The organism is Aliiroseovarius marinus, assembly GCF_004360145.1.
Lineage (GTDB): Bacteria > Pseudomonadota > Alphaproteobacteria > Rhodobacterales > Rhodobacteraceae > Aliiroseovarius > Aliiroseovarius marinus.
The window spans coordinates 25,492-48,599 of the sequence record NZ_SAIT01000019.1; the positions used below are offsets into that span (position 1 = coordinate 25,492).

The window sequence follows — 23,108 nt, forward strand, 5'->3', positions numbered from 1 at the left end:
ATGTCAGCCCCTCAACGCTCGTACAGTAACGAGCCGGCAAAGGTGCCTTTTTCCATCTCCGCACGGCCTACCGTGCAATAGGTTTCTTCCTGGCCCGCAACCACACCTTTCGACGCCAACAGAGGCTCGGCGATGGCGCGGAAACGGTCCTGTTCAGTTTCGCTGTCGACATAGGCCATGACCTCGCCATGCGAGAAGCCCAGCGACATGGCGTGCTTGCGCAGCGAAAACGCCTTGTTCAGAAGGCGCAGCTTGCGCAATTTCAGCGCATCACAGTTTTCGTCGATCAGATAGGCGACCGACGCCCCCAGCAGCTCGGAATGCATCCGCGCATCCTTGCGCAGCGGATCGTAATCGGTGGCCTGTGCCACACCGGCAGCCAGAGACAGGCCAGCGGCCAGAAAAACAGTGCGAATACTCATCATGACAAATCTCCTTTGTGTCCAAAGGAGATGGTGATGCAGAGCGCTGTCATGCAATAACAACGCGCTGAAACGGGCGTGAAACCGCCTGTTTTCAGTATGTTGCGTTGCTTGATCATGATCCGGCCTCTATCCCGTCTATCGCCCGCTTACTCAGCAGCGATGCTGACTTTGCCCTGTTTATTCACACGAATACGGTCTTCGATTTCATCGCGGAAGTTGTTGATCAGGCCTTGGATCGGCCAAGCCGCCGCATCCCCCAGCGCACAGATCGTGTGGCCTTCGACCTGTTTGGTCACGTCCCACAGCATGTCGATCTCTTCCACGTCGGCCTCGCCTTTCACCAGACGATCCATCACGCGCATCATCCAGCCAGTACCTTCGCGGCACGGCGTACACTGGCCGCAGCTTTCGTGCTTATAGAATTTCGACAGGCGCCAGATGGCTTTGATGATGTCGGTGGACTGGTCCATGACGATCACAGCCGCGGTACCAAGGCCCGAGCCCAGCTCGCCGCGCAGATAGTCGAAATCCATGATCGCATCGCGCATGTTTTCGGCGCGCACACAGGGAACTGAGGACCCGCCCGGAATAACCGCTTTCAGGTTGTCCCAGCCGCCGCGAATGCCGCCGCAGTGCTTTTCGATCAGTTCTTCAAAGCTGATCGACATCGCCTCTTCCACCACGCACGGGTTGTTCACGTGGCCCGAGATGCCAAAAAGCTTGGTGCCAGCGTTGTTGGCGCGGCCAAAGCCCGCAAACCACTCGGGGCCACGGCGCAGGATGGTCGGAACGACAGCAATCGATTCCACGTTGTTCACGGTGGTCGGGCAGCCATACAGACCCGCACCCGCCGGGAATGGCGGCTTCATGCGGGGCATGCCCTTTTTGCCTTCAAGGCTTTCGATCAGCGCAGTTTCTTCACCACAGATATAGGCGCCTGCCCCGTGATGCAGGAACAGGTCGAAATCCCAACCGGATTTCGCAGCATTCTTGCCCAACAGACCCGCATCATAGGCTTCGTCGATGGCCGCTTGCAGCGCTTCACGCTCGCGGATGAATTCGCCGCGGATATAGATGTACGCGGTGTTGGCACCCATCGCGAAGGACGCGATCAGCGCGCCTTCGATCAGCGTGTGCGGATCATGGCGCATGATCTCGCGGTCTTTACAGGTGCCGGGTTCGGATTCATCGGCGTTAATGACCAGATAGGCCGGACGTCCGTCGCTTTCCTTCGGCATGAAGGACCACTTCAGACCGGTCGGGAAGCCCGCCCCGCCACGACCCCGCAGGCCCGAGGCCTTCATCTGATCGATAATCCAGTCGCGACCCTTTTTGATGATCCCGGCTGTGCCGTCCCAGTGACCACGCGCTTTGGCGCCCGCAAGGGTGCGTTCGTGCATGCCATAGAGGTTGGTAAAGATCCGGTCTTTATCCTGCAGCATTCGCTTCTATCCTTCATCCGTCTGACGCGCGCGCCAGATCCGATACGTTACAACCAGTCCGAAAACGAAACCGGCCAGCGCCAGCATGTCGACCAAGGCCATAGTCCGGTTGGACCAGCCAAGGCTGTTGCCAGCAAACGTGCCGCCAACCCACAACAGACCGGTCGCAGCGATGACGAGTGCCGCCAAACGCCCCTGCTGTCCGATGTTGTTTTGCGGGTCAGTTGCCATGTTTATCCCTTAGTAAACCTTGCCCTTTTTGACCTTGGACGAGAATTCGGTTTCTCCGCCCTCGGCCAGGATCTTGGCTTGCTCAATCCAGCCGTCCCGTTCGATCCGGCCTTTGAATTTCAGGTTGTCGTCAACCCATGCGATCTCGTCCGCGCCCCATTTGGCGATCTGGTCGAAATGCCAAAAGCCCAGCTCGTTCAGGGTCTGCTCAAGCTTCGGACCAACGCCCTTCAGCTGTTTCAGATCGTCAGCACCTGCCTTGCGGGGGGCTTTCATGGTGCGAGGTTTCTTCGCCTTGCCGGTCGCCGCGGGGGCTGCGTCAGCCTTGGTCGCCTTGGTAGGCGCTTTAGCGGAGGTTTTTTTCGGGGTTGCCTTCTTCGGCTCGGCTTTCTTAGCGGCCGGTTTGGCCTGCTGGGCCGCCGGTTTGCCGGTCGCAGGCGCTTTCGGGGTCGGCGCGGCGGCGTTGCGGCCAGCCACAACACCGTCTTTGCCGATCCACGGCGTCAGCAGCGGAACTTCGGTGCCGTCGATGCGCTTCACGGTGTCACCAATGTCGGTGGCCAGCTGAACCGATGCGTTATACTGCGTTTTGCCGCTGTCATATTCGGTCAGCGAGGTCAGACCCGACAGAGGCTCGGCCGCATAACGACCGTTCTGCGGGCCGGGCGTGGGCACATTGCCGGCGCGCAGCTCGTCCACGATCTTGGCAAAGCTCTCGGCCGTCAGATCTTCGTAGTAATCCTTGCCAATTTGGGCCATCGGCGCGTTGGTGCACGAGCCCAAGCACTCGACCTCTTCCCAGCTCAGCTTGCCATCGTCCGAGACAACATGCGGCTTGTCGGCGATCTTTTCACGACAGACAGCGATCAGGTCTTCCGCGCCGCAGATCATGCAGCCTGTGGTGCCGCAAATCTGGATATGCGCGACCGAGCCAACCGGCTGCAGTTGGAACATGAAATAGAACGAGGCGACTTCCAGCACGCGGATATAGGCCATACCCAGCATGTCGGCCACTGCTTCAATCGCGGGCTTGGTCAGCCAGCCTTCTTGTTCCTGTGCCCGCCACAAAAGCGGGATCACCGCCGAGGCCTGACGCCCCTCGGGATATTTCGTGATCTGCCCTTCCGCCCACGCAAGGTTGGCTGGCGTGAAAGCAAAGCTTTCGGGCTGTTCATGATGCAAACGGCGGAGCATTAGCGGTCGATCTCCCCAAACACGATGTCCATGGTGCCGATGATGGCGGCAACGTCGGCCAGTTGGTGGCCACCGGCCACATAGTCCATGGCCTGAAGATGCAGGAACCCGGGCGCGCGGATTTTCGAGCGGTAGGGTTTGTTCGATCCGTCCGACACCAGATAGACGCCGAATTCGCCTTTCGGCGCTTCAACGGCGGCGTAGACTTCACCCTCGGGCAGCTTGAAGCCTTCGGTGTAAAGCTTGAAGTGGTGGATCAGGCTTTCCATCGACTGCTTCATGTCGCTACGCTTGGGCGGGGTCAGCTTGCCACGGGCCAGCACATCGCCCTGCCCTTCCGGCGCGCGCAGTTTGTCGACACACTGCAGGATGATCGACAGCGACTGGCGCATCTCTTCCATGCGGACGAGGTAGCGGTCATAGCAGTCGCCGTTCTTGCCGACGGGGATCTGGAACTCGAACTCGTCATAGCATTCATAGGGCTGCGCGCGACGCAGGTCCCATGCCAGACCCGAGCCACGAACCATCACGCCCGAGAAGCCCCAATCCAGAATGTCCTGCTCATCGACCACACCAATGTCAGCGTTGCGCTGCTTGAAGATGCGGTTTTCGGTCAGAAGCTCGTCCAGATCCTTGATGCGGGTCGGGAAGTGGTGGGCCCATGTCTCGATATCGTCGATCAGTTCGGGCGGCAGGTCCTGGTGGACACCGCCGGGACGGAAATAGTTGGCGTGCAGACGCGCGCCACAGGCACGTTCGTAAAAGCCCATAAGCGCTTCACGCTCGACAAAGCCCCAGAGCGGCGGGGTCAATGCGCCCACGTCCATCGCCTGCGTGGTCACGTTCAGCAGGTGGTTCAGCACACGACCGATTTCCGAGAACAGAACGCGGATCAGCTGACCACGACGCGGCACTTCGACACCGGCCAGTTTCTCGATCGCCAGACACCACGCGTGTTCCTGGTTCATCGGGGCCACATAGTCCAGACGGTCGAAATACGGCAGGTTCTGCAGATAGGTGCGGCTTTCCATCAGCTTTTCGGTGCCACGGTGCAGAAGGCCGATATGCGGGTCGGCCCGCTCGACAATCTCGCCATCCAGCTCAAGCACCATACGCAGCACGCCGTGTGCCGCCGGGTGCTGAGGCCCGAAGTTGATGTTAAAGTTTCGGATCTTCTGTTCGCCGGTTTTGGCGTCTTCGAAGTTGTTGGATCCGTCCATCATACGCTCACCATCTTCTGGGTCCATTCCGACGGAAGTTCACCCATGAACTTCTCGACGAAATTGTATTGCGGTTTAAGGGCTGCTTGCAGCTGGGCCCGTTGGGCTGCTGGCAGGTCGGCAGACACGCTGCGATGCACCACGCGGTCAAACTGTGCCGGTTCATGGGTGATCCCCAAAAACGCACAAAGGCGCGCGATTGCGTCAGGCGTGAACAGCCGTTCGTAAAATTCAATGTGAAACATCCCAGTCGGCACAGCGGCGCTGAGACGGTTCAGAGTGCGGCGATAGTTCGACCGCTCAAGGATGTTCGTGGCCGTCCCGTCCAGAACGCCCTTGATTTTGGCGTCCAAGGCAGCGCGTCCGCCCTGTCCTGCGACCATGCGGATGTTCGACCAGATGCGTTCCACCGGGTCACGCATCAAATAGACAAAGCGCACTTTGTCGGTCAGCCCGGCCATCGCACGGAAGGTTGCCTCTTTCAGCATGCCATAGGCCGGGGTGAAGTCCCCGATCAGTTTGGCATCGCCCGAGGCTTTCTGGACAAAGCTCAGATAGGCGGCGTCGTCGCGGGTTTCCCCGTCAAACGTGTCCAGCCAAGCCTCGCCATCCGCCAGCAGGCGTTGCTGATGCGGCTTCGGAGTGTCCTCTGCCGCCAGTCGGGCGCGCACGCCGTCCAGACGCTCTTCCAGCTGCTTGCGGTGCCAAGCTCCGCTGCCATGCTCAAGCGCGTCGAAATAGTGAAGCTCCTTCACCGCCGGAAGCTGACACTCCCGGTGCGCATTCAGGTAGTCGTACAGCCAGCTTGTGCCAGCCTTCGTCGCCCCAACGCAGAATATGAAGGTTTGCCCACTCATCAGGATCAGCCTTTGGCCTCTTCCGTTTTCTCGTCGCCGGGCAGGATATAGTTTGCACCTTCCCACGGGGACATGAAGTCGAACTGGCGGTAATCTTGGGTCAGGGTTACGGGTTCATACACCACGCGCTTCTCGACCTCGTCATACCGCACTTCGGTATAGCCGGTGGTCGGGAAATCCTTGCGCAGCGGGAAGCCGCGGAAACCATAGTCGGTCAGGATGCGACGCAGATCCGGGTGGCCTGTGAACAGGATGCCGAACATGTCGAACACTTCACGCTCGAACCAGTTGGCCGATTTGTGGACTTCGGTGATCGAGGGCACCATCTCGTCCTCGCGCACGGCCACTTTCACGCGGATGCGCTGGTTCGTGTACATGGACAGGAAGTGGTAAACCACGTCGAAACGGGCTTCACGCTCGGGATGGTCGACGGCGGTGATATCCACCAACGTCGAGAACTTGCAGCCGTTGTCGGTCTTCAGGAACTCGATAAAGGCCACAATACCCGACAGCGGTACGTTCACGGTCAGCTCGCCATAGGCGACATCCCAGTTCAGGACACAGTCGGGACGTTTGGCTTCAATGGTTGCGCCAAGTTCTTTCAGGGCTTCGCTCATCGCTTACCTCACAATCGTGCCGGTGCGGCGGATTTTGCGTTGCAGCTGCAGGATGCCATACAGCAGTGCCTCTGCAGTCGGAGGGCAGCCGGGTACGTAAACGTCCACGGGCACGATGCGGTCACATCCACGCACCACCGAGTAGGAATAGTGATAGTAACCACCACCGTTCGCGCAGGATCCCATCGAGATCACATAGCGCGGATCGGGCATCTGGTCGTACACTTTGCGCAGCGCCGGGGCCATCTTGTTGGTCAGCGTGCCGGCCACAATCATCAGGTCCGACTGACGCGGGGACGCACGCGGGGCGGTCCCGAAACGCTCGAGGTCATAGTGGGCCATCGCCGAGTGCATCATTTCAACCGCGCAGCAGGCCAGACCAAAGGTCATCCAGTGCAGTGAGCCAGTACGGGCCCAGTTGATGATGTCATCCGTGGTGGTCAGCAGAAAGCCCTTGTCGGCCAGCTGATCATTCAGAAGACGGGTCGCGTGTTCGCGGTCACCGCCTGCCGTGTTGGCTCCGGTCATCACTCCCATTCCAGCGCACCTTTCTTCCATTCATAAGCAAAGCCGATCGTCAGAACGGCCAAGAACACCATCATCGACCAGAACCCGACCAACCCGACATCCTTGAAGGCCACGGCCCAAGGGAACAGGAAGGCAATTTCCAGATCGAAAATGATGAACAGGATCGCCACCAGGTAAAACCGGCTGTCAAATTTCATCCGTGCGTCATCGAAGGCATTGAAACCGCATTCGTAAGCACTAAGTTTTTCGGGGTCGGGATTGCGGACTGCCAGCACAACGGCTGCGAGGATCAGAACAAGTCCGATAACAATGGCGAGTCCGAGGAAAATGATGATGGGGAGGTATTCCCGGAGAAGATCTTCCACGTGTGGCTCCTTATAAAGCGGATTTACCGCCTTTCGCTAGCTATGTGCGGTTTACCGCCGCACCGATGCAGGGTCAACCGACAGGCCATCGCATTCAATCATTTGAATTCGAGGCCGCATACCGTCACAAAACGGTCGCAATAGCGTTGAAAGTAAGGGGCGTGAGCGCTACCCGCGCTGCAGGATCATTCAAAAATTCCATCACGTGTTAAGCAATTTTCCTTGTCGTCTTTTCGCCCGTCCGAGCATCTGCAGCATTTCCGCTTCTGTGACGGGTCAGAAAAGAGACTCACCGGGGCGTGCGTCGTCGCCTAGCTAAACGCAAGTCGCAGGGCGCAAATTGTCAGCACGACAGTCACCGGTCCCCACAAAAAACGCTCGGCGCGCGAAGGAGTGGCCAGATTGGCTATCGTCGTGGCAATTGTGACGGCAAAGGCGGCCCAAAAAGTCCAGTTTGGCCAGTCTGGTACAATGCCGGCGCGTGCCGCCATCGCGGTTCCCATGAAAGCCAGAAGAGCCCCCTGCCCGATGGCCGCCATGCGCATGGCCGGAGGCAAACGACCGCGCCAGCGACCGCCGTTTGCCAGATGCCCCCACGGTGCCCCCAACGCCATGCAGGCTTGGAAGCACACAAGGATCGCGATCAGCGCGACGTATATCCAGCCAGCCCAGATCATGTGCGGAGGCTAGCAGGTTACGCCCAACTTGGCTTCTCTTTTGCGAAGAAGGCCGCGATGCCTTCCTGCGCCTCGGCGCTTTCCCAGCGCGCGACCAGACCAGCAATGGTTTCGTCGATGATCTCTTCCGTGATGGGCGGACCAAGACGGCGGGCCAATGCTTTGGCTTCGGCCACAGCGCCCGGAGCCACGGAGAGGTAAGGCTTCACTTCCGCTTCGACGGCGGCATCCAAATCCTCGGGCGCGACGGCCTTGGCCAGAAGGCCCAGTGTCACAGCCTCGTCCGCATCGAAAATGCGCGCCGACATGAAGACACGGCGCGCCATCGCCTCGCCCAGACGGGCCAGAACGTAGGGTCCGATGGTGGCCGGGATCAGGCCCAGACGGGTTTCGGTCAGGCCAAACTTTGCCCCCTGAACACCGATCGAAACATCGGACACCGAGGCCATGCCAACCCCACCACCAAATGCCTGCCCCTGCACGCGTGCAATCAAGGGCTTGGGCATTTCATTCAATGCGTTCAACATCATAGCCAGCTTCTTGGCCTCGACCCCACGGGTCACCGGGTCCGCCGCCATCTGGTCCTGCATCCAGCGCAAATCCCCGCCCGCGCAGAAGCTTTTGCCGTCGCCGGTCAGGATCACGACTCGTACCGCGTCATCCGCACCCAGCTTGTGGGCGGCGTCCGTCAGCTCTTCAATCATCTGAGCCGACATGGCATTGTGCTTGTCCGCACGATCCAGAAGCAGTGTGGCTACGCCGCGTTCGTCCGTGCTGATCGAAATGGTTTCGTAGGCCATGGTCACTCCCCTGCCCGCATTTGCCGCGCCATGACGGCGGCTTTTTCAAGAATGTCCCGGTCCAGCCCGGTGGTGTAGCCCAGCGCAGTCACACGGTCATGCACGGCCTCAGTCGCCACGTTGCCCTGCGCGCCCGGCGCGTAAGGACAGCCGCCCAGCCCGCCGACAGCCGCGTCAAACACGCGAATGCCCTTGGCCAAGGACGCCTCGACATTGTCACAGGCCCGACCGCTGGTGTCGTGATAGTGGCCAGCAAACTTCGCCGCGTCGCCCTCGCCCAACACGGCGTCCAGCATGGCCGAGATACTCTCGGGCGTCGCTTGCCCAATCGTATCACCCAGCGAGATTTCGTAGCAGCCCATCGCCAGAAGCTCTTTCGCGACCCACGCCACCTGCGCGGGGTCGGTCGGCCCATCGTAAGGGCAGTCCGTCACGCACGAGATATAGCCACGCATCGGAAGGCCTGCCGCCTTGGCCGCTTCGGCCACCGGTTGGAACCGTTCAAGGCTTTCGGCAATCGTGCAGTTGATGTTGGCTTTCGAAAATCCTTCCGAAGCCGAGCCGAAAATCGCAATCTCGTCGGCCTTCGCCGCCACTGCGCCTTCAAACCCGCGCATGTTCGGTGTTAGCGCCGCATAGGACACGCCCGGCGCGCGGGTGATACCCGCAAGAACATCTGCGCTATCGGCCATTTGCGGCACCCATTTGGGGCTAACAAAGCTGGCAATCTCGATCCGCTTGAAGCCCGCGCCAGACAGCAGGTCGACCAGAGCGATCTTCTCTTCGGTCGGGATCTGACGCTTTTCGTTTTGCAACCCGTCACGCGGGCCGACTTCGAAAATTTCAACATATTCCATGACTTACTCCTCAGGCACGGGATAGAAATCCTGCGCATAGAAACGCTGTTCACCTTCACGGGCGACGGTGCGCTGATAGGACGGCAAGGCTTCGATCCGCGCTTTATAGGCCGTGACATTCGGGAACTCATCGAGCTTCACATAGTAAGGCGCGGCGAAGATGTTGAACCCCATCATGATATCGGCGGCCGAGAATCCGCGATCCAACAGCCAGTCGCGTCCTTCAAGCCGTTTCTCAAGCCCCGCCAGCGTGTGGCGCAGACGCGCCACGTTCAGCTTCAGCACAATCGGGCTGGCCTTTGCAGGCGGACGCAGGAAAACCATCTGCATGTTTAGCTGTTCGATCAGGCTGGCCATGGTTTCGGTGTAGTGAATCCACTGCAGATAATCCGTGCGTTCCGGCTGGCCGGGGGCCACGCCCAGTTCGGGCGCATAGGTCTCGGTCAGGTACTCAACAATGGCCCCGCTTTCCGACATGGTGATGTCACCGATTTCCAGCGCCGGAATGCGGGTGGCGGGCGAGACCTTGCGCAACCCGCCTTCGAACATCTCTTTCGAGCCGATCTTGTACTCGACCACCTCAAGAGCCTCGCCGAGCTTGTCTTCCAACCCGATCTCTTCGATCAGCCACAGCACCCGGACCGAGCGCCCGTATTGCACATGGTGCAGACGGAACGTCATGCCTCTTCCTCTTCGTCTTCCAGACGGATCAGCGGCGCGCCAGCTTCCACCTGATCGCCATCGGCGCAGAGGACTTCGGCAACCACACCGTCGCGCGCAGCTTCCAGCGAATGCTCCATCTTCATCGCTTCAAGGATCGCAAGGCGGTCGCCTTCCTTCACCTCTTGGCCTGCGGTGGCGAAGACGGCTTTCACAAGGCCCGGCATCGGCGCTTCGATCACACCCGCACCAGCACCGCTGTCAGCCATCTGATCCAAGGGATCGGCCACGTGGAATTCCAGACCCGATTGGGCAAAGACGGTAACCACATTGCCCGCTTTCGCCACGCGCGGGCCACGGTCGCCGCCCATTTTCCACTGACCGTTCAGGCACAGCGCCTCGATCTGGTCTTCGCCCACGGTGATCATGTGGCGATCCGCGCCATAGGATGTCACGACCACGTCAAACTGTTCGTCCGCGTGGGTCAGGGTCACGAAATGGTTCAGCCCGCCCCACAGGGTAAAGCCCGTACCTTCGCGCTTCAGCAGGTCCAGAGCACACAGGGCCGCGGCGCCAATGTCACTTAGGCTTGGGCCCGGCTCGTCGGTCAGCGCTTCCAAATCACGTTCGATCAGGCCGGTGTCCACGTCGCCAGCGGCAAAGCCCTCGTGACGCGTCAGGGCGCCCAAGAAGGCAAGGTTGGTGACCGATCCCGCCACTTCCGTGTGCGACAGAGCCGAGGACAGCATCCGCAACGCAGCCGCACGCGAGCCCGCATGCACCGTTAGTTTCGCAATCATCGGGTCATAGAACGGGCTGATCGTATCCCCTGCCCGCACGCCGGTATCGGCGCGCGCGCCTTCAGGGAACTTCAGATGAGACAGCGTACCGGTCGCGGGCAGGAAGCCCTTCGGCACATCCTCTGCATAAAGTCGTGCTTCGAACGCGTGGCCGGTGATGGTCAACTCGTCTTGCTGCTTGGGTAGACCTTCGCCCGAGGCAACGCGCAGCTGCCATTCAACAAGGTCAACGCCCGTGATTTCTTCGGTCACGGGGTGTTCCACCTGCAGGCGGGTGTTCATTTCCATGAACCAGAAACCATCGGTCCGCAGACCATTGGCGCCGTCCACAATGAATTCAACCGTACCTGCGCCCTTATAGCCGATGGCCTCGGCCGCGCGAACGCCTGCCATGCCCATCGCCTCGCGGACCTCTTCGGTCATGCCGGGCGCCGGAGCTTCTTCGATCACTTTCTGGTGGCGGCGCTGCAACGAGCAGTCGCGCTCGAACAGGTGCACCGCGTGGGTGCCGTCGCCGAAAACCTGCACCTCGATGTGACGGGGCGATAGGATGTATTTCTCGATCAACACGTCGGGGTTGCCGAAGGCGGTCTGTGCCTCGCCCTGTGCGCTGGCCAGAGCGTCTGCGAAATCCGCAGGATCGTCCACACGACGCATCCCCTTACCGCCGCCGCCAGCAACAGCCTTGATCAGCACCGGATAGCCGATGTCCTTTGCCTGATCTGCCAAGAACGCCGGATCCTGATTTTCGCCGTGATAGCCAGGCACGACCGGCACGCCAGCCTCTTCCATCAGCTTCTTGGCGGCATCCTTCAGACCCATCTTGCGGATCGCGTCTGAAGACGGGCCAATGAAGGTCAGGCCAGCTTTTTCAACCGCGTCCACGAAGTCGGGGTTTTCCGACAGGAAGCCATAGCCGGGGTGAATGCCTTGCGCACCGGTGTCGAGCGCCACCTGAATGATCCGGTCGCCCAGAAGATAGGACTGCGCGGGCTGCGGCGGGCCAATGTGAACAGCTTCATCGGCCATCCGTACGTGACGCGCATTCGCATCGGCATCCGAGTACACCGCCACGGTGGCCACGCCCAGCTTTCGGGCGGTGTCGATGACGCGGCAGGCAATCTCGCCGCGGTTTGCAATCAGAATTTTCGTGAACATATTTCTGTTCCTTTTGTCGGGCGGAGGCTCCGGGGTTACGTGCCCTGCGGACCTCCGAGAGTATGTCCGGCCCAATGACGGGCCGGGTCCGATTACATGCGGAAGACGCCGAATTTGGTGTCTTCGATCGGCGCGTTCAGCGCGGCCAGCAGCGACAGGTACAGCACCTCGCGCGATTTACGCGGATCGATGATGCCGTCATCCCACAGACGCGCCGAGGCATAGAGCGGGTGGCTCTGTTCCTCGAACATGTCGATGGTGGGCTGCTTGAATTCGGCTTCCTCTTCCGCCGACCATTCCCCGCCCTGACGCTCGATCGCGTCACGTTTCACGGTGGCCAACACGCCAGCGGCCTGTTCGCCGCCCATCACGGAAATCCGCGAGTTCGGCCAGGTCCACATGAAGCGCGGCTGATAGGCGCGACCGGCCATGCCGTAGTTGCCTGCGCCATACGAGCCACCGACAACCATCGTCACTTTCGGGACGTTGGTGGTGGCCACCGCGGTCACCATCTTGGCGCCGTGACGGGCGATGCCCTCGTTTTCGTACTTGCGACCCACCATGAAGCCGGTGATGTTTTGCAGGAAGACCAGCGGGATATTGCGTTGGCTGCACAGTTCCACGAAATGCGCACCTTTCTGCGCGGCTTCCGAGAAGATCACGCCGTTGTTCGCGATGATCCCGATGGGACAGCCTTTCAGGTGGGCAAAGCCGGTGACCAGCGTTTCGCCAAAGCGCGGTTTGAACTCGTCAAAGCGCGAGCCATCAACGATACGCATGATGACTTCGCGAATGTCGTAAGGCGTCTTCAGATCGGCGGGGACCACGCCCAGCAGCTCTTCCGCGTCATAAAGCGGCTCTTCCGGTTCCTGCCATTTCACGGTGGCAGGACGCTCGCGGTTCAGGCTTTCAACCGCGCGACGGGCCAGCGCCAGAGCGTGGGCGTCGTCTTCGGCCAGATAGTCTGCCACACCGGACAGACGGGTGTGGACATCGCCACCGCCGAGGTCTTCGGCCGACACAACCTCGCCGGTTGCGGCCTTCACCAAGGGCGGGCCTGCAAGGAAGATCGTCCCCTGCTCTTTCACGATGATGGTCACGTCCGACATGGCGGGCACGTAAGCGCCACCTGCGGTACAGGAGCCCATCACAACCGCGATCTGCGGGATGCCCTTCGCGGACATGCGCGCTTGGTTATAGAAGATGCGGCCAAAGTGGTCGCGATCCGGGAAGACCTCGTCCTGCTGCGGCAGGTTCGCGCCACCCGAGTCCACTAGATAGATACAAGGCAGATTGCACTCTTCCGCGATCTCTTGCGCGCGCAGGTGCTTTTTCACGGTCATCGGATAGTAAGTGCCGCCCTTCACGGTGGCATCGTTACAGACGATCATGCACTCCTGACCGTGGACCTGACCGATCCCGGCAATCACACCGGCGCAGGGCGCGGCATTGTCATACATGTCGTGGGCGGCCGTCGCGCCGACCTCGAGGAACGGAGACCCCGGATCCAGCAGGTTCGACACGCGATCACGCGGCAGCATCTTGCCGCGGCTCAGGTGACGGTCGCGGGATTTCTGCCCACCACCGCCTACGGCGGCCTCGGCAGCATCTGCCACCACTTTCAGGGCATCCAGATGCCCTTCGCGGTTTGCTTTATACGCCTCGGACCCGGGCGTGGCTTGGGATTGAAGTTTCATCTCAGCATCCTTCGTGGTTGCAGATTTGCGCGCCATAAGCGTTCAGGTCAGCTTCCAGCGACCAGGCTTGTCGGGCAGTTATAAACAAGTGGCACGATGTGGCAGCCGGACCGCCGCCGGTGCCCCCACCCCATTTCGTGCGTTCATAATCGCACGAGGTGTCACGGAATGTGATCCATGCCCTTTGCATCTCGCGCAGCGCGGGGGCCTGCTTTGGTGCAGAGGAGCCCAGCGCCGCCATCTCTTCATCTTCGGCTTTCAGCTTTGTCATCAAAAGGCCGTAGGCGCGGTTCAGCCGACGATCCCAGTCTTGAAGCTCCAGCCCAAGACAGGTCGACATGCCAACAGTGCTCCACCCTCCTGGGGTGTTCTCCATGCAGGCGTTGGCAGCAGTGCCAAAACACTGATGTGCTTCGCCTTCGGGACCTTTTTCTGCAAGGCAATCGGTGGTCGGCGCAAAAGAATAGACCATGTCCTGCGCCGCGGCGGATTGCGCAACTGCACCGAACAGGATCACTGCGCCAACCAGAGCCTTCATCACTGCGCGCTCATCAGTTCGCGGCCGATCAGCATGCGGCGGATTTCCGAGGTGCCCGCGCCGATTTCCATCAGCTTGGCGTCGCGGAAGATGCGGCTCACGGGCGTTTCGTTCATGAAGCCCGCACCGCCCATGGCCTGAACCGCTTGGTGCGCCTGCTTCATCGCTTCTTCCGAGGCATAAAGCACACAGGCCGCAGCGTCCTGACGGGTCACTTCACCACGGTCACAGGCCTTGGCAACTTCGTAAACATACGCACGGGCCGAGTTCATCGCGGTGTACATGTCGGCGATCTTCGCCTGCATCAGCTGGAAATCTCCGATCGGGCGACCAAACTGCTTGCGCTCTTTCATATAGGGCATGATTTCGTCCAGGCAGGCGGCCATGATGCCGGTGCCAATGCCCGACAGAACCACGCGTTCATAGTCCAGACCCGACATCAGAACGGCAACACCTTTGCCTTCCTCGCCCAGAATGTTTTCAAACGGCACTTCTACGTCTTCAAAGATCAGCTCGGCGGTGTTCGAACCGCGCATGCCCAGCTTGTCGAAATGTTCGGAGGTCGAGAAACCCTTCATGCCCTTTTCAATGATGAAGGTGGTGATGCCTTTGGGGCCAGCGTCCGGGTCGGTCTTGGCGTAAACCACCAGCGTGTCCGCGTCGGGTCCGTTGGTGATCCAGAATTTGGTGCCGTTCAGAACGTAGTAGCCGTTGCGCTTTTCCGCGCGCAGCTTCATGCCCACAACGTCCGAGCCTGCGCCGGCTTCCGACATGGCCAGTGCGCCGATATGCTCGCCCGAGCACAGTTTCGGCAGGTATTTCGCCTTCTGTTCGTCGGTGGCGTTGCGGCGGATCTGGTTCACGCAGAGGTTCGAGTGCGCACCGTACGACAGCGAAACCGAAGCCGAGGCGCGGGCGATCTCTTCCACCGCGATCACGTGCGCCAGATAGGACATGTCCGACCCGCCATATTCTTCCGGTGTGGTGACGCCCAAGAGGCCCAGCTCGCCGAACTCTTTCCACAATTCATTCGGGAACGCGTTTTTCTGGTCAACTTCGGCAGCGATCGGCTTGATCCGGTCCTGCGCAAAGCGGTGGACCATCTCGCGGATGGCGTTGACGTCTTCGCCCAGGTCGAAGTTCATCGAGGTATTGAACATGGCGGCTTCCTTTCGGATCTGGTATTCAGGATCGCATTATTGAACGCTTGTTCAGTTAATGCGCCGAAAGCTCGATTCGCGTCAACAGCCGTGCAAATTCACGCAGCGTCACAAAACGCTGGTGCCTTTACTTTCCCTGAATTGTCGGAGGATTCAGCCCGCCTGATGCACCCGCCCCACCACGTCACGAATGATCCGCGCAATCAGCGCGCAATCGTCCAGCGAGAAGGTCAGCGGCAGGCGCAGGTCCAGAATGCCTTTCAGGATCCGGTCAGTCTTGGGCAGGCTGGGCGTGTCGGCATACCGCCAACTGTCATAGCGGCTGGTAAAGCCCGCAGGCTCGGCCCCGCCAAACCATTTCAGTTCGACGCCACGGTCGGCACATTGGCGGACCACCTCGGTCACCTTCGCGTCGGACCAGTCTAACAGAAGGAATTGGAACGAGGACATAACGTAGTCCTCAGCCGCCGGTCGTTCGATCACCGTCAGGCCGGGGGTGTTGCCCAGCCCCTCTTCCACCACCCGATAGCGCACATTCCACGCCGCACATTGGTCATCCAACCTCGCCAATTGAGGCCGCAGGATCGCCGCCCGCAGATTGTCCATCCGGCCCGAGATATTGGGGGTGATGTATTTCACGTTCTCAAACGCCTCGGGCGGGGGCCCCGCTAAGTGACGCTCATACAGCATATAGCTGCCAGACAAGATGATCGCGCGGGCCATCAGGTCGGGATCATCGGAAATCAACAACCCGCCCTCGCCGGAATTCACATGCTTATAGGTCTGGGTCGAATAGGCCGCCATCGCGCCGTGCCGCCCGGACAAGGTGCCGTTCCAGCGCGCGCCCATCGTGTGGGCGCAATCTTCGATCACCGTGACCCTGGCCCCGTCGCAGATCTGCATCAGGCGGTCCATGTCGCAGATATGCCCGCGCATATGGGACAGCAGCAAGACGCGCGGCGCGTCCTTTTCGGCCACAATCTGCGCCAAATGGTCCAGATCGATGGTCAGCGCCTCGGTCACCTCGACAAAGACCGGTTTCGCGCCAAGGGACGCAATCGCGCCCGGTACTGGGGCCAGTGTGAAGGCGTTGGTCAGAACGTGGTCACCCGCTTCGACCCCCACCGCACGCAGGGCTGTAGCAATCGCGTAGCCGCCAGACGATACAGCCAGCGCGTATTTCGATCCCATCTGGGCGGCAAATTCCTGCTCCAGCAAGGCGGCATGCGCGGTCTCGCCCTCGGCCACATTATAGCGGTGCAGGCGCCCATGACGCAGGACGTCCAAAGCCGCATTGATCCCCTCGTCGGGAATGGGTTCTTGCTGGGTAAAATTGCCGGTGAATCGTTCAGTCATGGCGGCAGAGTGCGCAGCCCTGCCCGGAAGGTCAATGGAGTGGCTTAACCAATCAGCCGCGCGACGGTGTCGTCCAGATCGTCATAGTGGTTCAGCATCGCCTCAGGTTCCAACCGCGCAACGCCCGGTCCCTCGGGCCCGAAGCCTACAAGGATACAGGGCGCGTTGGCGGCGCGCGCGGTTTCACGGTCGGTCACGGTATCGCCCACCAACAGCGCGCGGGACGGATCGCCCCCGGCTTGCACCGCCGCCGCAACAAAGGGGGCCGGATCAGGCTTACGGGTCGGTAGTGTATCGGCCCCGATAAGCGAGGTGAACTCGTCCAGAATGCCAAGGCGCGTGAGAAGCAGCCGCGCCAGTCCCTCGGGCTTGTTGGTGCAAATTCCGACCGCATAGCCGGCCACATGCAGCCGCTCGACCGCTTCCATTGTGCCGGGATAGATCACGGTATGCCGGTCGATATCAGCTTCATACGCAGTCAGAAGGTTGGGAAACTCGCGATCCACGTCGACCTCGTCCGCTGTGCCGTTCAACCTTTCAAAGCCTAAGCGCAGCATCGCACGCCCGCCATGAAACGCCGTCAATGCGTCCGCCACAGGGTCCAACAGCGCCCCATGCCCCAGCCCCTCGAAACAGGCATTTGCAGCGGCAATCAGGTCGCCTGACGTATCCGCCAGCGTGCCATCCAGATCAAAGATCACCGTGCGTTTTCCGTTGCCTTGCGCCATTCCTTAGATCCTTCTTTGGCAAATCCCCGCCGACCCTGTAACCTCGCGTAAGGTTAATTGAACGTCTTAGACTTGCGAGCCACGCCCCAAGGGGTAAAACGGGCCAAAAGGAATTGAAAGAGCAGATCGATATGGCAACAGCCTTGATTGTCCTTGCCGCTGGCAAGGGAACACGGATGAATTCGGACCTTCCCAAGGTGATGCACGAGGTCGCAGGAGCGCCGCTGTTTGCGCATGCGCTGGCCTCGGGTGCGGCGCTAGAGCCCGAACGTGCCGTGCTGGTCGTCGGCCACGGGGCCGAGGTCGTGGGCAAAGCTGCCGCTGATCTGGATCCCGACATCACCATCGCCGTGCAGGAAGAACAGCTTGGCACCGGCCACGCCGTCGCCCAAGCCCGCCCCGCGCTGGACGGGTTCGATGGGGACGCAATTGTCCTTTATGGCGACACGCCCTTCATCCGCCCGGAAACGTTGGAGGCCATGGCCGCCGAACGCGCTGCGGGCGCCGATGTCGTCGTTCTGGGGTTTGAGGCCGCCGATCCCGGCCGTTATGGCCGCTTGATCGTGAATAACGGCGCCTTGGAGCGCATCGTTGAATTCAAGGACGCATCAGATGAAGAGCGCGCTGTAACCCTTTGCAATAGCGGCGTTGTCGCTGCGAATGCCCAAACCCTATTTGACCTGATCGACGGGGTTGGAAACGACAATGCCTCGGGCGAGTATTACCTGACCGACATCGTGGAAGTCGCGCGTGCCAAGGGCCTGACCGCCCGCGTTGTCACCTGTGACGAAGCCGAGACGCTGGGCATCAACTCGCGCGCTGAACTGGCCGCCGCGGAAGAGGTGTTCCAAGCCAACGCCCGCGCCTCCGCGATGGAAGATGGCGTCACGCTGATCGCCGCCGACACGGTCTATTTCGCGCATGACACGGTGATTGGTCGCGACACGGTCGTAGAACCCAACGTGGTCTTCGGCCCCGGCGTGACCGTGGAAAGCGAGGCCCGCATCCGCGCGTTCTCGCACCTGGAAGGCTGCCACGTGTCGCGCGGTGGGGTGGTCGGCCCCTATGCCCGTCTGCGCCCCGGCGCTGAGCTGGCCGAGCACGCAAAGATCGGCAATTTTGTCGAGATCAAGAACGCTCAGATCGAAGAAGGCGCGAAGGTGAACCACCTGTCCTATGTGGGCGATGCACGTGTGGGCGAAGGTGCCAACATCGGTGCGGGCACGATTACGTGCAACTATGATGGCGTCTCGAAACACCACACCGATATTGGCGCGCGCAGCTTCATCGGGTCGAATACCTGTCTGGTTGCCCCCGTATCCGTCGGGGACGAGGCGATGACCGCCACCGGCACCGTGGTCACGAAAAACGTGCCCACAGGGGCGATGGCCGTCGCCCGCCCGAAGCTTGAGATCAAACCGGGCCTTGCCGTGAAATTGTTTGAAAAGTTAAGGGCGTCCAAAGCCCGTCGTCAGAAAGGATCCTGAAAATGTGTGGTATTGTAGGGGTACTTGGCGATCACGAAGCAGCACCGATCCTTGTAGAAGCACTGAAACGGCTGGAATATCGCGGCTATGACAGCGCGGGCATTGCGACGATCGACGCAGGCGGCAAGCTGGGCCGCCGCCGCGCGGTTGGCAAACTGGTGAACCTGTCAGACACGCTGGTCCATAACCCGCTGGCCGGCAAATCCGGCATTGGTCACACCCGCTGGGCCACCCACGGCGCGCCCACAACCGACAACGCCCACCCGCACCGCGCAGGCGACGTGGCCGTTGTCCATAACGGCATTATCGAAAACTTCCGCGAGTTGCGCGATCAGCTTGCCGCCGACGGATTTGAGTTCTCGACCGAAACAGACACCGAAACCGTCGCCCTGCTGGCGCAAAGCTATGTGGCGCAGGGGAAGACCCCGAAAGAAGCGGTCGAGGCCACGCTGGCGAAGCTGGATGGCGCCTTTGCGCTGTGCTTCCTGTTTGACGGCGAACACGATCTGATGATCGCCGCGCGCAAGGGCAGCCCCTTGGCCATCGGTCACGGAGACGGTGAAATGTTCGTGGGTTCGGACGCCATCGCGCTGGCGCCGATGACCGACAAGATCACCTATCTGGAAGAAGGCGACTGGGCCGTCATCACCCGCGACGGGGCCGAGATCTATGACGCCGAAGGCCGCCGCGCCAACCGCCCCGTGAAGCAGGTCAAGCTGGACGCTGCCCGGATCGAGAAAGGCGGCTACAAGCACTATATGGCGAAGGAAATCGCCGAACAGCCGACCGTGGTCGGCAATGTGCTGAAGGCCTATACTGCGGGCGACAAGATCACCATGGATCTTGGCGGGGTGAATTTCGCTGACGTGGATCGCCTGTCCATCGTGGCCTGTGGTACGGCCTACTACGCCGGGTTGGTCGCGAAATACTGGTTCGAACACTACGCGCGCCTGCCCGTCGACATCGACGTCGCGTCCGAGTTCCGCTATCGCGAGGCACCCTTCTCGCCCAAGACCATCGGCCTGTTCGTCAGCCAGTCAGGCGAAACCGCCGACACTTTGGCCGCGCTGCGCTATTCGGCAGGGAAGGTCGACAAGATCGTCTCGCTGATCAACATGCCCGAAAGCTCGATCGCGCGGGAAAGCGATGTGGCGGTGGAAATCTATGCGGGCGTCGAGGTGTCTGTGGCCTCGACCAAAGCGTTCACCTGCCAGCTGGCCAGCTTTGCCATCATGGCCCTGAAAGCCGCCCATGATCGCGGCCATCTGGATGACGCGGCCCTTGCGAAGCACCTGACCGAGTTGCGCCAGCTGCCGGGCTTGATGAGCCACGCGCTGACCATCGACGCGGCCACCAAAAACATCGCCAGCCAACTGGCCGAGGCGCGTGACGTCCTGTTCCTTGGTCGCGGGCAAATGTTCCCGCTGGCCTTAGAAGGCGCACTAAAACTTAAGGAAATCAGCTATATCCACGCCGAAGGGTATGCGTCGGGCGAACTGAAGCATGGCCCCATCGCGCTGGTTGACAAGGTCACACCGACGGTCGTCATGGCACCTCATGATGCGCTGTTCGACAAGACCGTGTCCAACATGCAAGAGGTCATGGCCCGCGGTGGCCGCGTCGTTCTGGTCTCTGACGCACGCGCCGCCCAAGAAGCAGGGGATGGCGTGTGGCAGTCGCTTGCGCTGCCGGAAGCCCCTGAATTGGTCCAACCGATCCTTTATGCGATCCCGGCGCAGCTTTTGGCCTATCACACGGCGATCGCAAAGGGTACAGACGTGGATCAACCCCGCAATCTTGCCAAATCGGTGACCGTAGAATGACACTAGACGACGCGCTGGCCGCGCTGAAGGCCCAGATCGAACCGGGCCGCGCCGAAGGGCAGAAGGCCTATCACAAGCAAACCCGCGAAGTGTGGGGCATCCCGAACCCGGCGCTGAATGATCTGACCAAGGAATGGCGTCAGTCGCTGTCCGTGGACGAGCGCGTGGCGCTGGCTGATCAGCTGTGGAAAACCGATGTGTTCGAAGCCCGGATCGCCGCCGCTAAGCTGCTGACGCAGGCCCGTATCCGTCCGGATAATGCTGTGTGGGATCTGATCCAGAGCTGGGTGCCTGATTTCGATAGCTGGGCGATTGCCGATCACGTCTGCATGGCGGGGCAGAAACGACTGGTGGCCGATCCCTCGCGCCTTGATGACGTCGAGAAATGGACCACGTCCGATCACATGTGGACCCGCCGCGCGGCGCTTGTGATCACCTTGCCCTGGACCAAGCAGAACAACCCGAAAGACGACGAGATTGCCATCCGCGATCGCGTTTTGGGCTGGGCAGATGGCTATGTGAGCGACCCCGAATGGTTCATCCAGAAAGCGGTGGCTTGGTGGGTCCGTGATCTGTCCAAACACGACCCGGACCGCGCCCGCGCGTTCCTGAAACCGCACGCCAAAACGCTTCAGCCTTTCGCCCTGAAAGAGGCACGGAAATACCTGCCCCCGCCCGCCCAGCTTCAGAAAGAAGCCAAGGACAAGCGGAAGGCGGAACAGCGAAAGCTACGAGAAGAGCGCTGGGGCCGCGCGCGCCGCGATACACCTGACCGCGACAGCTAACCGCCCCAATCCTTCTTCTGGGCTTTTTCTTGTCCTAAATATCCCGGGGGAGTCTGACCTTTCACCGAAAGGTCGGACGGGGGCAGCGCCCCCTTTATCCCCGCAGCTCGCGCCGCATGATCTTGCCTGTGGCGGTCATGGGCAGCTGATCTACGAAGTCGACGCTTCTCGGCGCCACATGCGGGCTGATCCGATCACGGACCAGTTGGATCAGCGCCTTTTCCATCCCGTCAGACGCACAGCCGTCGCGCAGAACCACCACAGCCTTCACCGCCTCGGTCCTCAGCGGGTCCGGCACACCGATTACCGCCGCCATCGTGACAGCCGGATGGGTCATCAGGCAGTTCTCGATCTCGCTAGGACCGATACGATACCCGGCCGAAGTGATCACGTCGTCATCGCGGCTGGCAAAGGTGAAATAGCCCGCCGTGTCGCGGGTCGCCAAATCCCCGGTACGCAGCCATTTGACCCCGTCCACATCATGGAACTTGTCTCGGGTTTTCTCTGGCAGGTTCCAATAGCGCAGAAACATCACGGGATCGGGGGCCTTCACGCAGATTTCGCCCATCTCACCGGGTTCAACAGGCCCTCCATCCTCGCCCAGCAACGTCACCTCGTGCCCCGGAATAGCCTGCCCCATGCTGCCCGGCTTGACCTCCATCGCACCGGCAACTGAGGACAGGACCAGATTGCATTCGGTCTGGCCGTAAAACTCATTGATCTTCACGCCCAGCGCTTGATCCGCCCAGTCGAGCAGCCCCGCCCCGAGGCTTTCTCCGCCGGACCCGATCGAGCGGATGTGCACGCCGTCGGGTGTCGCGTCGGACTGCCGCAGCAGCTTCAGCGCAGTCGGAGGCATGAACAGGTTGCGCAGCTTGTGATCGGCCATCAGGCGATAGGCCATGTCGGCCTCGAATTTGCGCATGCGGTGGCTGACGATGGGCACGCCGAAATAGAGAAACGGCAGCGCCAAATCCATCAGACCGCCAATCCACGCCCAGTCGGCGGGGGTCCAGCCTTTGTCGCCCGCCTGTGGGAAGTCCTCGTTGAAGGTCTCGACACAGGGCAGATGGCCCAACAGGAACCGATGGGCATGTAGCACCCCTTTCGGTGGGCCCGTGGTGCCGGAGGTATAGATCATCACCGCTGGATCTTCCGCCAGCGTATCGACCGGATCGGTCAGCGGATCGGCAGCGTTCAGCGCCTGCCATATATCCTCGGCCCCGTCGCAGGGCTTCACGGTGAACACCGCATGAAGCGTCGGCAGATCCGCGCGGATCTCGGCCAGTTTGGCCATATTGTCGGGGTCCGTAACCACCAGCTTGGCACCGCTGTCAGACAGACGATACGCCAAGGCGTCCGCACCAAAGAGCGTGAACATCGGCAATACCACCGCGCCCAGCTTGTAGGCCGCAAAATGGGTGATCAGAACCTCGGGCCCCTGCCCCAGCAACACGGCAATCCGGTCGCCTTTCTCAAGCCCCGCCGCGCGCAGAACCGTCGCAAACCGGTCCGAGGCCTCTTTCAAGCGGCCGAAACTCCAATCCTCGGCACTGCCGTCTTGGCGCACATGGGTCAGCGCGATCCGGTCGGGATCTAACGCCGCCCAACTGTCGCAGCAGCGCTCGCCAATGTTGAACTGTTCGGGAATATCCCATGAAAACCCGTCCTGCATGTCCCGCCATGGTCCCCAAGGCGAAACA

At 60.8% G+C, this 23,108-nt stretch carries 23 protein-coding genes; 3 read left to right on the forward strand and 20 right to left on the reverse strand.

Going from position 1 to position 23,108, the window contains the following annotated elements; all coding sequences use genetic code 11:
• Positions 1 to 11: 11 nt before the first annotated feature.
• The 19 genes from EOL43_RS13800 to EOL43_RS13890 form a co-directional block, all read right to left on the reverse strand.
• On the reverse strand, positions 12 to 422 hold the full coding sequence (locus tag EOL43_RS13800) for a DUF5333 family protein (RefSeq protein ID WP_205669558.1): 411 nt from the start codon (positions 420 to 422) through the stop codon (positions 12 to 14).
• Positions 423 to 571: 149 nt separating this feature from the next.
• Positions 572 to 1,867, reverse strand: a complete 1,296-nt coding sequence (nuoF, locus tag EOL43_RS13805) for an NADH-quinone oxidoreductase subunit NuoF (protein WP_133489498.1) — start codon at positions 1,865 to 1,867, stop codon at positions 572 to 574.
• A gap of 6 nt (positions 1,868 to 1,873) precedes the next feature.
• Positions 1,874 to 2,098 carry a DUF5337 domain-containing protein gene (locus EOL43_RS13810; RefSeq protein ID WP_133489499.1) on the reverse strand — a complete coding sequence of 75 codons (225 nt, stop codon included), beginning with the start codon at positions 2,096 to 2,098 and terminating at the stop codon, positions 1,874 to 1,876.
• Positions 2,099 to 2,107: 9 nt separating this feature from the next.
• A complete protein-coding gene (locus tag EOL43_RS13815; RefSeq protein WP_133489500.1) occupies positions 2,108 to 3,292 on the reverse strand; it encodes an NADH-quinone oxidoreductase subunit E in 1,185 nt (394 codons plus the stop codon).
• On the reverse strand, positions 3,292 to 4,512 hold the full coding sequence (locus EOL43_RS13820; protein WP_133489542.1) for an NADH-quinone oxidoreductase subunit D: 1,221 nt from the start codon (positions 4,510 to 4,512) through the stop codon (positions 3,292 to 3,294). The genes EOL43_RS13815 and EOL43_RS13820 overlap by 1 nt, the downstream gene beginning before the upstream one ends.
• Positions 4,512 to 5,369 carry a sulfotransferase gene (locus EOL43_RS13825; RefSeq protein ID WP_133489501.1) on the reverse strand — a complete coding sequence of 286 codons (858 nt, stop codon included), beginning with the start codon at positions 5,367 to 5,369 and terminating at the stop codon, positions 4,512 to 4,514. Before EOL43_RS13825 ends, EOL43_RS13820 begins: the two co-directional genes overlap by 1 nt.
• A gap of 5 nt (positions 5,370 to 5,374) precedes the next feature.
• The gene (locus tag EOL43_RS13830) at positions 5,375 to 5,986 is read right to left on the reverse strand and encodes an NADH-quinone oxidoreductase subunit C (RefSeq protein ID WP_133489502.1); all 612 of its coding nucleotides are present in this window, start codon (positions 5,984 to 5,986) and stop codon (positions 5,375 to 5,377) included.
• Between the two features lie 3 nt (positions 5,987 to 5,989).
• The gene (locus tag EOL43_RS13835; RefSeq protein WP_108855999.1) at positions 5,990 to 6,523 is read right to left on the reverse strand and encodes a NuoB/complex I 20 kDa subunit family protein; all 534 of its coding nucleotides are present in this window, start codon (positions 6,521 to 6,523) and stop codon (positions 5,990 to 5,992) included.
• On the reverse strand, positions 6,514 to 6,879 hold the full coding sequence (locus EOL43_RS13840) for an NADH-quinone oxidoreductase subunit A (RefSeq protein ID WP_133489503.1): 366 nt from the start codon (positions 6,877 to 6,879) through the stop codon (positions 6,514 to 6,516). Before EOL43_RS13840 ends, EOL43_RS13835 begins: the two co-directional genes overlap by 10 nt.
• Before the next feature lie 311 nt (positions 6,880 to 7,190).
• Positions 7,191 to 7,556 (reverse strand): hypothetical protein, encoded by a 366-nt coding sequence (locus EOL43_RS13845; protein ID WP_133489504.1) that lies wholly within the window; start codon positions 7,554 to 7,556, stop codon positions 7,191 to 7,193.
• A gap of 17 nt (positions 7,557 to 7,573) precedes the next feature.
• Positions 7,574 to 8,356: a crotonase/enoyl-CoA hydratase family protein gene (locus tag EOL43_RS13850; protein ID WP_133489505.1), complete on the reverse strand. Its 783-nt coding sequence runs from the start codon at positions 8,354 to 8,356 to the stop codon at positions 7,574 to 7,576.
• A 2-nt stretch (positions 8,357 to 8,358) separates the two neighbouring features.
• Positions 8,359 to 9,213, reverse strand: a complete 855-nt coding sequence (locus EOL43_RS13855; protein ID WP_133489506.1) for a hydroxymethylglutaryl-CoA lyase — start codon at positions 9,211 to 9,213, stop codon at positions 8,359 to 8,361.
• Between the two features lie 3 nt (positions 9,214 to 9,216).
• Positions 9,217 to 9,894, reverse strand: a complete 678-nt coding sequence (locus EOL43_RS13860; RefSeq protein ID WP_133489507.1) for a glutathione S-transferase family protein — start codon at positions 9,892 to 9,894, stop codon at positions 9,217 to 9,219.
• A complete protein-coding gene (locus EOL43_RS13865) occupies positions 9,891 to 11,831 on the reverse strand; it encodes an acetyl/propionyl/methylcrotonyl-CoA carboxylase subunit alpha (protein WP_133489508.1) in 1,941 nt (646 codons plus the stop codon). The genes EOL43_RS13860 and EOL43_RS13865 overlap by 4 nt, the downstream gene beginning before the upstream one ends.
• 92 nt (positions 11,832 to 11,923) lie before the next feature.
• Positions 11,924 to 13,528: a carboxyl transferase domain-containing protein gene (locus EOL43_RS13870; protein WP_133489509.1), complete on the reverse strand. Its 1,605-nt coding sequence runs from the start codon at positions 13,526 to 13,528 to the stop codon at positions 11,924 to 11,926.
• Position 13,529: 1 nt separating this feature from the next.
• On the reverse strand, positions 13,530 to 14,066 hold the full coding sequence (locus EOL43_RS13875; protein ID WP_133489510.1) for a lysozyme inhibitor LprI family protein: 537 nt from the start codon (positions 14,064 to 14,066) through the stop codon (positions 13,530 to 13,532).
• Entirely contained in the window at positions 14,066 to 15,226 is a 1,161-nt protein-coding gene (locus EOL43_RS13880; RefSeq protein WP_133489511.1) for an isovaleryl-CoA dehydrogenase, read from the reverse strand. The genes EOL43_RS13875 and EOL43_RS13880 overlap by 1 nt, the downstream gene beginning before the upstream one ends.
• Before the next feature lie 153 nt (positions 15,227 to 15,379).
• Positions 15,380 to 16,582, reverse strand: a complete 1,203-nt coding sequence (locus EOL43_RS13885; protein WP_133489512.1) for a DegT/DnrJ/EryC1/StrS family aminotransferase — start codon at positions 16,580 to 16,582, stop codon at positions 15,380 to 15,382.
• Positions 16,583 to 16,626: 44 nt separating this feature from the next.
• Positions 16,627 to 17,310 carry an HAD-IA family hydrolase gene (locus tag EOL43_RS13890; protein ID WP_133489513.1) on the reverse strand — a complete coding sequence of 228 codons (684 nt, stop codon included), beginning with the start codon at positions 17,308 to 17,310 and terminating at the stop codon, positions 16,627 to 16,629.
• Between the two features lie 131 nt (positions 17,311 to 17,441).
• Between EOL43_RS13890 and glmU the strand changes: the two genes are divergently transcribed.
• From glmU to EOL43_RS13905, 3 genes are read left to right on the forward strand one after another with little or no spacing between them, the layout of a single operon-like run.
• Positions 17,442 to 18,797, forward strand: coding sequence for a bifunctional UDP-N-acetylglucosamine diphosphorylase/glucosamine-1-phosphate N-acetyltransferase GlmU (gene glmU, locus EOL43_RS13895; RefSeq protein ID WP_133489514.1), 1,356 nt, complete (start codon positions 17,442 to 17,444; stop codon positions 18,795 to 18,797).
• Between the two features lie 2 nt (positions 18,798 to 18,799).
• Positions 18,800 to 20,620, forward strand: a complete 1,821-nt coding sequence (gene glmS / locus EOL43_RS13900) for a glutamine--fructose-6-phosphate transaminase (isomerizing) (RefSeq protein WP_133489515.1) — start codon at positions 18,800 to 18,802, stop codon at positions 20,618 to 20,620.
• Positions 20,617 to 21,405 carry a DNA alkylation repair protein gene (locus tag EOL43_RS13905; protein WP_133489516.1) on the forward strand — a complete coding sequence of 263 codons (789 nt, stop codon included), beginning with the start codon at positions 20,617 to 20,619 and terminating at the stop codon, positions 21,403 to 21,405. The genes glmS and EOL43_RS13905 overlap by 4 nt, the downstream gene beginning before the upstream one ends.
• Positions 21,406 to 21,499: 94 nt before the next feature.
• Here the strand turns inward: EOL43_RS13905 and EOL43_RS13910 are convergent, their stop codons facing one another.
• Positions 21,500 to 23,080: an AMP-binding protein gene (locus tag EOL43_RS13910; RefSeq protein ID WP_133489543.1), complete on the reverse strand. Its 1,581-nt coding sequence runs from the start codon at positions 23,078 to 23,080 to the stop codon at positions 21,500 to 21,502.
• Positions 23,081 to 23,108: the final 28 nt, after the last annotated feature.